The sequence below is a fragment of the Nostoc sp. genome, from assembly GCF_036917465.1.
GTDB lineage: Bacteria > Cyanobacteriota > Cyanobacteriia > Cyanobacteriales > Nostocaceae > Nostoc.
Window position 1 is genome coordinate 56,037 of sequence record NZ_JBALDL010000049.1, and the last position, 11,683, is coordinate 67,719.

Consider the following 11,683-nt stretch of genomic DNA (forward strand, 5'->3'; position numbering starts at 1 on the left):
GTCTTTGATTCGCTGCTTTTGGTGAAAGTTCCATGTCACAAGACAATCAGTCAAAACCGACGGATGAGCCAAAAACTCAACCTCTCCAAAAACCTTACCAGAGAGTTCAGCCAATTTGGAAGGCTAAAATTATCCAACTTCTCCGAGGGACGATTGGGGTTTTAGAAACAACAGTGGACAAACTGGAAACAGCACCCCCACCGGGTACTGAGGAAAGACCCAGTTTTTTCCAGCAGCTTCAGTTGCGATGGGGTGGACTGTTAAGAACAATCCGCTTGTTTTTTCCATCAAATTTGTCAACAAAGTTATCAGATACAGCTTTGACGGGAATTGTAACTGGAATTGCTGTAATTCTTTTATGGACAACTGCGACTGTCTTGACTGGTAAACCTACTGAAGTAGCCACAGTTCCACCGATTGAAGAGGTTCCTGCGCTAACACCAACGATCGCTACTCCACCAGAGTCAGTTGTACCAGAACCGCAGCCGCCACAGCCACCAGAGGAAATTACGCCGCCGCCAGAACCGGAAATCAAACCGGAAATAGAACCAATTCCCACGCCAACGCCGACACCAGTTATAGAATTGACACCAGAACAAGCCTTGATTGCGGCTATTGAGAATCAGGTAGCTGAAACTAGCGATCGCATTGCCTCTGGTCTGATAAAGTCAATTCAAGCCAACTTCCGCACGAGTAACTTAACTGTCAAAATTAGTGACGATTGGTACACTCTCAAAGAATCTCAGCAGGACAACCTAGCTGCGGAGATATTACAACGCTCTCAAGAACTTGATTTTACTCATTTAGAAATTATCGACTCCCAAAATAAGCTGATAGCACGTAACCCAGTTGTTGGTACTGAGATGGTGATTTTTAAACGGCAAACAACTTCGTAATTCGTAATTTGGAGAGTATATTATAAAAAGCGTTTAATTGATATCCAGAAATTGATTTTTGTCAATATTTAATTTCAAATATTTATGTTAGATAACCTTTCGCTATTGCTCAAAGCTTGTGAAAACTTAAACATTAACTATGAAATTATTCATCCGACTGAAAACTTAGTAAAAATAAAACTGAATAATAAACAACATTATTTTTGTAATTATAGTACTCCGATAATAAATCAGGCATTAGCACAAATTATCAAAGACAAGGAATATACTTACCATATTTTAAAGAAAAAAGTTAAACTTCCTAAGACTGTAGGTTTTCTTTCTCCTTTTTGTGACCTCCAATATAAGATTTACTTAAAATTTCCTAGCTTTGAAGATATTATATTAGAAATCAAAAACAACTTTGAAACGCCCGTAATTGTTAAACGCAATTCTGGCTCAAGTGGACATAACGTTTTTTTATGTCAAAATACAGATGAAGTTAAAACTGCTTTAAAAGATATTTTTAATGTCAATAATAAAAAGTATGATTACGTTGCGATCGCTCAAGAATTTATCCACATAAAAGCTGAATATAGAGCCGTTTTTTTTAATAAAGAGTTAGTTCTACTTTATGAAAAAGATATAACTAATGCAAAATTTGCAGGTAATCTCAGCCCTCTCCACTGGGATGGTGCGAAAGCAAAGCATATCAACGAGCCACAAATATTGACAAAGATTGCTAATTTCGCCAAACCAGTCTTTGAAGAACTAGATATTAATTATGGCGGTTTAGATATCGCCTTAGATCGGGATAACCAATATTGGTTAATCGAAATCAATTCTCACCCTAATTATAGTATTTTCACTAGAGACAATGGAGAGGAGCCTGTTTTGAGAATTTTTGAAAAAATGCTCATTAGTCTAGCCTCAAAATGAAAAATCAATAATTTGATATGTTGTTAACTAATTAAATGAGTTAATCTTGTAAAATGAGCGTGCGATTTGTTAACGACGACAAATCAAGTGTTATTCGATATGATAAATCGGGATGACTGGATTTGAACCAGCGGCCCCTTCGTCCCGAACGAAGTGCGCTACCAAGCTGCGCCACATCCCGCCATAAAAATGGCATTGTAAATTAACAATATCACAACCTGTGCCAAATCACAGAATTATATCTATATATACGATCGCTTCACCCAAGGCTTTGCTTGCTACGATTAAATTTGTATAACTCTAGTGGTAAAAGCAGATTGTGACTGTAAAACCAGACTGGTTGCGGGTAAAAGCACCTGGGCGTGAGCGCGTCGGTAACGTTAAAGACATTTTGCGGGATTTATCTCTCAATACAGTTTGTGAGGAAGCCTCCTGTCCAAATATTGGTGAATGCTTCAATGCCGGTACTGCCACGTTTTTGATTATGGGGCCGGCTTGTACACGCGCTTGTCCCTACTGCGATATTGATTTTGAAAAAAAACCCAAACCACTAGACCCCACGGAACCTGCACGACTGGCAGAAGCTGTTGGCCGCATGAAACTTAATCATCTGGTAATCACTTCTGTAAATCGAGATGACTTGTTTGATGGTGGTGCATCTCAGTTTGTGGGCTGTATTGATGCGGTTCGCTCTGTTTCACCTAACACCACAATTGAGGTGCTAATTCCTGACTTGTGCGGTAATTGGAATGCTCTAGAGTTGATTCTACAAGCTGCACCAGAGGTATTAAACCACAATACCGAAACTGTTCCACGCCTATATCGCCGGGTGCGTCCCCAAGGAAACTACGATCGCACATTAGAATTATTACAGCGAACTCGCCAACTTTCTCCTAGCACATACACCAAATCCGGGATCATGGTTGGACTTGGTGAAACTGATGCCGAAATTCGCCAAGTCATGCAAGACTTACGAACCGTAGATTGCGATATTTTGACAATTGGGCAATATCTCCAACCCAGTCAAAAACACTTGCAAGTAAATGAATTTATCAACCCAGAACAATTTGCTGCTTGGAAGGCATTCGGCGAAGAAATCGGATTTTTACAAATTGTATCTTCACCATTGACAAGAAGTTCATATCATGCAGAACAAGTCAGAGAATTAATAGAACGTTATCCCCGCTCAAAAGTTATGAGTTAGGAGTTAGGAGTTATCAGTTATGAGTGAGCAGATGTACTCCAATTCAAAACTTTCTGTAGCAATTCTGGGTGCGGGTGCTTGGGGTGCATCTCTGGCAAATCTCGCCACAGCAAATGGTCATCAGGTGCGCGTGTGGTCGCGTCAAGGTTCCCCAACTCTCCAAGCAGTGTTAGAAGATGCCCAAATAATCCTATCCGCTATCTCGATGATTGGTGTGAGAGATGTTGCTTCTCAAGTCCAGTCTTTCCCCCTTTCTCCAGAGACAATTTTTGTGACGGCGACCAAAGGCTTAGATCCCCAAACCATCTGTATGCCGTCGCAAATTTGGCAAACAGTATTTCCTAACCATGCAGTGGTTGTTTTGTCTGGGCCGAATTTATCTAAAGAAATTCAACTAGAGTTACCAGCAGCAACGGTAGTAGCCAGTAATATCCCCACGGCTGCGGAAGTAGTGCAGTTAGTATTTTCTTCTCATCGTTTTCGGGTATATACCAATCCCGATCCCTTGGGGGTGGAACTGGGGGGAACACTAAAAAATGTGATTGCGATCGCAGCTGGTGTATGCGATGGTTTACATCTAGGAACAAATGCCAAAGCCGCCTTAGTCACCCGTGGACTCACAGAAATGGTTCGCATCGGTAACGACTGGGGTGCAAAGACGGAAACATTTTATGGATTATCGGGTCTAGGAGACTTGTTAGCAACCTGCAATAGTCCTTTAAGTCGCAATTATCAAGTCGGCTATCAGCTAGCTGGTGGTAAAACTCTTCAAGAAACTCTTGCAAATTTACCAGGAACTGCTGAAGGAGTGAACACTTGCCAAGTTTTGATGCAACGAGCCAAGCAACAAAACATTCCGGTTCCAATTACTGAGCAAGTTTATCGGTTACTTCAGGGTGAAGTCACACCCCAACAAGCACTTGATGAACTGATGCTACGAGATATAAAACCAGAGTACAACTACTAGTAATCTGTCAACTTAACTCTGCTGGATTACAAGATCCCCGACTTGTTTAAGAAGTCGGGGATCTGACCACGTTGAAATTGACGGGTTAGCAGAACACGGAGAGAGTATTTAATAAACTTACCCACCTTTTCTATCTCCGTATCGATAGAATTTTTACCGTTAATCCTAATCACTTCTCTTATATCTATTAGTTCTACTTATACCTAAATAATCCTGAGAAAAAATTGCTAAATCGTCAGGATATTAGTTTTGTAGTCATGTAAATGTGACTATGCCAAATATAAAGATGACATTCACTCAAGGATGTTTATACTGTGTTACAAAAGTTACTATTCAAAACCGTCAAGGTTGAAATGTTAACTAAGTAGTTGAAATATTGAAAGCCTAGCTGCCAATTTGCATAGCTATTGGTTAAATCAAAAATTTAGCAGCCGATTCAGTTCAGTAATCCTGTATCCAATAAAACCATTACAGTTAATTTCTAAAAAAATTGTAATGGAACGTTCAACTATGTTAGTTCATCGTAAATCACGGGAACAATAGCAACAGTTGAATAGCTGACCGTAATCTAAGCTGACCGAAATCTATTGTTACCTGGAGCCATTGAGACGATCTTTATGCCAGCAACATCTTTTTATGCAGACGCACCCTACAACACCAAAAAGTCTCGCCAGGCTTTGGACTCGGATCTCACGGTTGATGAAAGCGAGTTATCGGTAGATGATTTACAGGAGCTAGAGATGGCTTCTGCTGACAATGCTAACTTTGCTGCTAGCAATAACCGCCGGAGTACAGACCTAGTACGTCTATATCTTCAAGAGATTGGTCGGGTTCGCTTGTTGGGGCGAGATGAAGAGGTTTCAGAAGCTCAAAAAGTCCAACGTTACTTGCGGATGCGGATAGTACTTGCTAACGCCGCAAAGCTTGGAGATGAAGTTATTACACCTTATCTGAGATTAATTGAAGTTCAAGAACGTCTGACCTCAGAATTAGGACATCGCCCTTCTTTAGAAAGGTGGGCTGCTACTGCTGACATAATCTTATCCGATCTTAGACCGACTTTGGCAAATGGCAAACGTCGCTGGGCAGAAATCGCCAAGTTGACTGTAGAAGAGTTGGAGCAAGTTCAGTACCAAGGATTGCAAGCAAAAGAACACATGATTAAGGCTAATCTTCGCCTAGTTGTGTCTGTTGCTAAGAAGTATCAAAATCGCGGTTTAGAATTGTTGGATTTAGTCCAAGAAGGGACACTAGGTTTGGAGCGGGCTGTAGAAAAATTTGACCCAACTAAGGGTTATCGATTCAGTACTTATGCTTACTGGTGGATTCGTCAAGGAATTACAAGAGCGATCGCAACTTCTAGTCGCACGATCCGCCTACCGGTTCATATTACCGAAAAGTTAAACAAAATCAAAAAAGCCCAACGCAAAATTGCTCAAGAAAAAGGTCGCACCCCAACTCTAGAAGATTTAGCAACTGAGTTAGAGATGACACCGACTCAAGTCAGAGAAGTTTTGTTACGGGTTCCTCGCTCTGTTTCTTTGGAAACCAAAGTCGGCAAAGATAAAGACACTGAGTTAGGCGAATTACTTGAAACTGACTGTGTAACCCCAGAAGAAATGTTAATGCGCGAATCTTTACAAAGAGATTTGCATCATCTTCTGTCAGATTTGACTAGCCGGGAACGCGATGTAATTTTGATGCGGTTTGGTTTGGCTGATGGTCATCCTTATTCTTTAGCAGAAATTGGCCGCGCCCTTGACTTATCGCGCGAACGAGTTCGGCAAATTGAATCTAAGGCTTTGCAAAAGCTACGCCAACCCAAACGTCGCAACCTTATCCGCGATTATTTGGAGTCTCTAAGTTAATTAATGTTAAGAGTCATTTGTCATTAGTCATTTGTCATTAGAAAACTAAATTTGACAAATGACTAGGGACAAAGGACATTAAAATAATTCGTAATTGCGTTCGCGGACTCGATTTTTCGTGTCGCTAACGTAATTAAGTTTTGCAACGAAGAGGAGTGCGGTCTTGGGGTCTCCCCCGCCGCAGGATGCGCATTCGCAAAGCGTCTCGCAGAGAAGCGCTGTAGAGGAGCAACTCCAGGGGATTTAGACCTTGAGACAGAACTTGCTGTCTGTGGAGGGAGGGGAATTAACTGTCTAAACTTTGTTAAAAGCTTTTGAGAGACTTACAGAAAATAATTTGCATTTAGTTGTATAAAAGTTTTCCCAGACCTTTGCTCAGATATCTTGAAGGTGGGATTAACTAAGCAATTCAAAATTCACTTATTCAAAATTTAAAGTCAAGGGATACAGTCGTTACAAGTATTCTAACTATTAACTGTATGCAAATTAAATTGATTACAGCTTATTAGTTGAATTTTGATCTAGATTTGATGAATTGCTGTTAAATATTTAGGATTAATTCTCAATAGGCAATGATTGTTGCAAATTGCTCCCAAGATTTGTTATATTCTCAATTAACGAGCTTTGTTGAGAAATATTAGTATGACTGTCTACACAACTACTTCACTCAAGGCAGAACTGAATGATCGAGGCTGGCGATTAACTCCCCAGCGCGAAACAATTTTACACATTTTTCAAGAACTTCCGCAAGGTGAACATTTAAGTGCGGAGGATCTTCATCATCGGCTAGAAACTGATGGTAAAGGGATCAGTCTATCAACTATTTATCGAAGTTTGAAGTTGATGGCAAGGATGGGAATTTTACGGGAACTAGAACTGGGCGAGGGACATAAGCATTATGAGATTAACCAGCCCTATCCCCATCATCACCATCACTTAATCTGTGTTAGATGCAACTCAACTATTGAGTTTAAAAATGACTCGATTTTAAAAATTGGGTCGAAAACCGCTCAAAAAGAAGGTTTCCACCTGCTTGATTGTCAAATGACCATTCATGCAGTTTGTCCCAAGTGCCAACGGGCGCTGATGCCGCTTTAGCACTTGGGCGAAGATAAGACAAACTACTCAAATTAACCAAATAAGTGGAATTTTGAGCAGTTTGTAATTTGCTGTTACTAGAGGCTAGCAACGAGTTTTTGACTGATACTAACGACACCAAAGCGGATGCTAAAAGCGTCCGCTCTTAAGATCCTTAAGGCTAATGCCGTAGAATTCTTGAGCTTGTTTAATCGCTTTTTTGGTGTCATCTGCCATCACACCGTTCAACTTGCCTTTATAAAAACCCCGCTCCCGTAGTCGGGTTTGGATTTCTAAGGTATTAAATTCGCTTTTGCTAGCAGTATTAACTGAGCTATATAACTTAGCTCTGGTAGTTGGGCCGGCAACACCGCTTCCTTTCAAGAAGTTTGCTGCCTGGAATCTCTTTACAGCGTCGGCAGTATAGGGGCCATAGTAACCATTTGGCTCTCCCTCTAAATATCCTGCTTGGATCAATTGTTCTTGGATAACTCTAACTGACTCACCGCGATCGCCTACACGGAGTTTATCTCGATTGACTACCTTTTTGGGAGCCTCTTCACCATCACCGATGCCAAGTCCCGGCAATTTAGCTAATGTTGCTGGGCCAACAACTCCATCAACGCTTAATTTATAAGAATCTTGAAACCGCTTTACAGCTTCTTCAGTAATTGGGCCAAATATTCCTGTGGCATTCCCGTAATAAAAGCCGGCGACTCTTAAGCGTTCTTGTAAAGCCCTGACATTTTCACCTTCATCCCCCTTAGTTAGGTAATTGGAATTACGGCGCTGGGTAGTTGCTGAAGTAGTAGTGCTGGGCTTTGTGGCTTGTGTACTTACAACAGTGGCTTTTTGAGCTTGTCTATTTGTAGTACTGGGTTTGTTAGCTTGCCAGGTTTCTAATTTTTGCAGGGTGTTTGCTCCAACAATGCCGTCTACTGGTAAACCAGCGGCCTTTTGGAAGCGGCGCACAGCTTCTTGTGTGGATGCGTCATATAATTGGGTGACAGAAGCTTGGTAAAAACCTGCTGTTTTTAACTTTTGTTGGAGATTTCTGACAGAAGGGCCTCGATCGCCTGTTTCCAGTGCTATGACGCTACTGACAGCGCCAAGAATGGAGAGAGACAGAGCAAGGGGCAACATATACTTCCAAGCCCTACCAGAAAGCCGTTTCCAGTCTGGCGCAGCTGCTTTGTTAAACAAAGAACTGAGGGATACCAATTCACTGGGGTTGCTGTCTTCGTAGGCGAAAGCTAGGTGCAAATACGCAAGATTTTCCATATTTGTTTCCTACACCATTGATTTTTCTTCGATAACTGCTTCGGCTTGATGTACTAGGTTCCTCAAAGCTTCTAATGTTCCTATACTTACATCCTCCCACAAATTGCGCTTGTGTGCTTCTAATAATTTTTCAGCAATATCACGCAGAGCGTAAGGGTTCTTTTCCTGAATAAATTCTGACACAACTGGATCGAGCAAGTAAGCTTCTACTATGCCTTGATACATATAATCTTCGACACATTTAGCTGTAGCATCGTAAGCGAATAAAAAATCTACTGTCGCCGCCATTTCAAAAGCACCTTTGTAACCGTGGCGCATGACTCCGGCAATCCACTTGGGATTAACTACACGAGAACGATATACCCGGGTAATTTCTTCTTTGAGTTGGCGGACTCGTGGTTGGGCGGGTATGGAATTATCACCAAAATAAGTTTGGGGGTTTTTTCCTTGTAGAGAACGCACCGCAGCTGTTAAACCACCCTGAAATTGGTAATAATCATCGGAATCGAGTAAGTCGTGTTCGCGGTTATCTTGATTGTGCAGGACAACTTGCATTTGGGATAAGCGTTGTTTGAAGGCTTCGGTATTGGGGATTGGGGATTGGGGATTGGGGACTGGGGATTGGGGATTGGGGACTGGGGACTGGGGATTGGGGATTTTATCCTCCCCTGCTCCCCCTGCTCCTGTTCCCGATGAGTAGGCGTAAGAACTCCAGTTAATGTAGGCGCGGGCTAAATCTTCGTCATCTGTCCAGTTTTGGGATTCGATTAAACCTTGGAGTCCTGCGCCGTAAGCACCTGGGCGAGAACCAAAGATCCGGTAGCGCGATCGCACCACGGCTTCTTGTATAGTTAATCCTTGGCTTGTCCACAAATCAGTGTCTTGACGAACTGCATCCGCTAGGGGGTTTTGTTCTGGCGGTTCATCTAAATCTGCTACTGCTGATACTGCTTGATCGAATAAGTCAATTAAGTTGGGGAAAGCATCGCGGAAGAATCCTGAAATTCGCAAGGTGACATCTACACGGGGCCTTCCCAAAATCGCTAAGGGCAAAATTTCAAAATCCACTACTCGCCGTGCTGCACCATCCCACACAGGTTGGACTCCGAGTAAAGCTAAGGCTTCGGCAATGTCATCACCGCCTGTTCTCATGGTGGCTGTTCCCCACAGTGATAAACCTAGTGTTTTGGGATATTCACCATGCTCTTGAGTGTAATATTCAACCAGGGTTTCAGCAGCTTTTCTCCCAATATCCCAAGCTGTCTCTGTGGGAATGGCGCGAATATCGACAGAATAAAAGTTTCTCCCGGTTGGTAGAACTTCTGGGCGGCCGCGCGTGGGTGCGCCAGATGGGGCGCTGGGGACGTATCCGCCATCTAGTCCGTGTAATAAATGGGTTATTTCTTGATCGGTTTGTTGTAAAGCTGGAAGTAGGCGATCGCGTATCCAGGTAGAGACGCGATTGATCACGTCTCTAGAAGATTCCTGATTGCTGAATTCTGAATCCTGATTTATTATTTGTTCTACTAAAAGGGCAGCGTGTTCTTCTAGGACTTCGACTATATCGCCGATGGTGCGGCATTCTGTGCCATTGACTATTGAATATTCACCACTGGGCATTGACAAATCGGCTGTGAGGGGATCGAAATCTAAACCCCAATCTTGAGCTATAGCACGGGTAATACCTAAAGAATGGCGATTGGGGATGCGAGCGATCGCTACGATCAAATCTCGCAACTGTCTTCCTTGGGGACATTGCCCAAAAATGTGCAACCCGTCGCGGATTTGAGCTTCTTTCAATTCACAAAGATAGCCACCGATGGAATTCAAAATTAAAGATTCAGAATTAAAAATTTCTGTTTCATTTGAGATTCCCAAATCTAGATGGAGATTCTCTTTGATTACCAGTTCGTGGATGCGATCGCGAATTATTGGCAAACGCGAAGGATCTAAACTGTCCGCTTCATAATACTCATCAATTAAATTTTCTAACTGTTGCAAAGAACCGTAGAGTTCCGCACGAGTCATTGGCGGCGTTAAATGATCTATAATCACCGCTTGAGCGCGACGTTTAGCTTGGGAACCTTCACCAGGATCGTTGACGATAAATGGGTACAGGTGGGGAAGTGCGCCGAATGCCACCTCTGGATAACAATTACTCGATAAAGCCACACTTTTACCGGGTAGCCATTCTAGATTTCCGTGTTTCCCTACATGAACTACAGCATCAGCACCAAAACATTCTCTTACCCAATAGTAAAAAGCTAAATAAGCATGGGTTGGTTCTAAATCCGGCGCATGATAATTCAAACTGGGGTCATTATCATAACCCCTTGCTGGCTGAATTCCCACAAAGATGTTGCCGAGTTGAATTCCGGGAACGGGGAAAGAGGCAGGGGGGCAGGGGGGCAGGGGGGCAGGGGGGAATAATTCTTGATTGCTTACCTGCTCTAAATTTCCCCATCGTTCCCTAATACCTTGTTGCACGGCTGGCGGCAAAGAAGCAAAATATTCTTGATATTCTTCCCAAGAAAGACTTTGGTGTACGGGAAGCGATTCTTGGCCTTCTGGATCATTTGTTACGCCATCTGTCAGGCGTTGAATCAACTCATCTCCTTGAGTGGGTGGATTTTCGACATCATAACCAGCCAGATGTAGAGCTTGGAGGATTTCTACACAACTAGCTGGGGTGTCCAATCCCACGCCGTTAGCAAGGCGGCCATTGCGGTTGGGGTAATTTGCCAAAATTAGGGCAATTCGCCGTTCTTGGGGTGGTTTGGAACGGAGACGCGCCCAATTTGCTGCTAGGTTAGCAACGAACTCGATGCGATCGCTCACTGGTTCATAAATTACCACATCTGTCTCTAAATCAGGATTACGAGTTTGTACTGCTTTAAAAGACACAGCACGAGTAATAATTCGCCCATCTACTTCTGGTAACGCCACATTCATCCCAATATCGCGGGGAGAAAGCCCTTGAAACTGTGACTCCCACTGCTCAATCGATCCGCCACTAAGGATTACCTGCAACACAGGTACATCTAATTTTTCCCATAGTTCAACTTGGGGTGTTTCGCTTTCTAACCGTGCTAGAGAAAAACTCGTGGTATTCAGCAGCACAGCTATTGATTCGGCTTCTTTGGGTTGGAAAAATTCACTTAACTCTGCTTGAACATCGGGTTCACGCAATGAGGAAACAAATACTGGCACTGGTTGTAAATTTTTTTGTACCAAGGCTTGGCATAAAGCATCAATTACTTTGGTGTTTCCAGCTAAATAATGAGCGCGGTAGAAAAGAATGCCGATTTTGGGAATTGGGGATTCCGAGATTTGAGGTTCAAAGGTGGATGAACGGAGTTCTGAGGTGGATTCATCCAGTTCAAAGGTGGATGAACGGAGTTCTGAGGTGGATTCATCCAGTTCAAAGGTGGATGAACGGAGTTCTGAGGTGGATTCATCCAGTTCAAAGGTG

General features: G+C 42.7%; 8 protein-coding genes and 1 tRNA gene. 6 read left to right on the forward strand and 3 right to left on the reverse strand.

The genetic code is table 11. The features are described from left to right. Window positions 1–32: 32 nt before the first annotated feature. Together V7K38_RS10740 and V7K38_RS10745 are read left to right on the forward strand one after the other, a co-directional pair. On the forward strand, window positions 33–896 hold the full coding sequence (locus V7K38_RS10740; protein ID WP_334857648.1) for a hypothetical protein: 864 nt from the start codon (window positions 33–35) through the stop codon (window positions 894–896). Between the two features lie 84 nt (window positions 897–980). Next, window positions 981–1,814 (forward strand): ATP-grasp domain-containing protein, encoded by an 834-nt coding sequence (locus V7K38_RS10745; RefSeq protein WP_334857650.1) that lies wholly within the window; start codon window positions 981–983, stop codon window positions 1,812–1,814. Window positions 1,815–1,921: 107 nt separating this feature from the next. On the opposite strand, the gene V7K38_RS10750 is transcribed toward V7K38_RS10745, so the two are convergent. Then, a tRNA-Pro gene (locus V7K38_RS10750) sits at window positions 1,922–1,995 on the reverse strand. A 138-nt stretch (window positions 1,996–2,133) separates the two neighbouring features. Here V7K38_RS10750 and lipA point away from each other — a divergent pair. The 4 genes from lipA (at window position 2,134) to V7K38_RS10770 (ending at window position 6,951) form a co-directional block, all read left to right on the forward strand. Continuing rightward, on the forward strand, window positions 2,134–3,018 hold the full coding sequence (gene lipA, locus V7K38_RS10755; RefSeq protein WP_334857651.1) for a lipoyl synthase: 885 nt from the start codon (window positions 2,134–2,136) through the stop codon (window positions 3,016–3,018). Window positions 3,019–3,049: 31 nt separating this feature from the next. Continuing rightward, a complete protein-coding gene (locus V7K38_RS10760) occupies window positions 3,050–3,985 on the forward strand; it encodes an NAD(P)H-dependent glycerol-3-phosphate dehydrogenase (RefSeq protein WP_334857665.1) in 936 nt (311 codons plus the stop codon). Window positions 3,986–4,602: 617 nt separating this feature from the next. Further along, window positions 4,603–5,853: an RNA polymerase sigma factor SigC gene (sigC, locus tag V7K38_RS10765; RefSeq protein ID WP_334857652.1), complete on the forward strand. Its 1,251-nt coding sequence runs from the start codon at window positions 4,603–4,605 to the stop codon at window positions 5,851–5,853. Between the two features lie 642 nt (window positions 5,854–6,495). Continuing rightward, the gene (locus V7K38_RS10770; RefSeq protein ID WP_334857654.1) at window positions 6,496–6,951 is read left to right on the forward strand and encodes a Fur family transcriptional regulator; all 456 of its coding nucleotides are present in this window, start codon (window positions 6,496–6,498) and stop codon (window positions 6,949–6,951) included. A 129-nt stretch (window positions 6,952–7,080) separates the two neighbouring features. Here V7K38_RS10770 and V7K38_RS10775 read toward each other — a convergent pair whose 3' ends face one another. Further along, the gene (locus V7K38_RS10775) at window positions 7,081–8,211 is read right to left on the reverse strand and encodes a peptidoglycan-binding domain-containing protein (protein WP_334857655.1); all 1,131 of its coding nucleotides are present in this window, start codon (window positions 8,209–8,211) and stop codon (window positions 7,081–7,083) included. Between the two features lie 9 nt (window positions 8,212–8,220). Beyond that, window positions 8,221–11,683: cobaltochelatase subunit CobN (gene cobN / locus V7K38_RS10780; protein WP_334857657.1), on the reverse strand; the 3,463-nt coding region annotated here is incomplete at its 5' end.

What these genes read in the sequence shown, in the direction of transcription:
- V7K38_RS10740 (WP_334857648.1), top strand. Translation starts at nt 33, where the DNA reads ATGTCACAAGACAATCAGTCAAAACCGACGGATGAGCCAAAAACTCAA.
- V7K38_RS10745 (WP_334857650.1), top strand. Translation starts at nt 981, where the DNA reads ATGTTAGATAACCTTTCGCTATTGCTCAAAGCTTGTGAAAACTTAAAC.
- V7K38_RS10760 (WP_334857665.1), top strand. Translation starts at nt 3,050, where the DNA reads ATGTACTCCAATTCAAAACTTTCTGTAGCAATTCTGGGTGCGGGTGCT.
- sigC (WP_334857652.1), top strand. Translation starts at nt 4,603, where the DNA reads ATGCCAGCAACATCTTTTTATGCAGACGCACCCTACAACACCAAAAAG.
- V7K38_RS10770 (WP_334857654.1), top strand. Translation starts at nt 6,496, where the DNA reads ATGACTGTCTACACAACTACTTCACTCAAGGCAGAACTGAATGATCGA.
- V7K38_RS10775 (WP_334857655.1), bottom strand. Translation starts at nt 8,211, where the DNA reads ATGGAAAATCTTGCGTATTTGCACCTAGCTTTCGCCTACGAAGACAGC.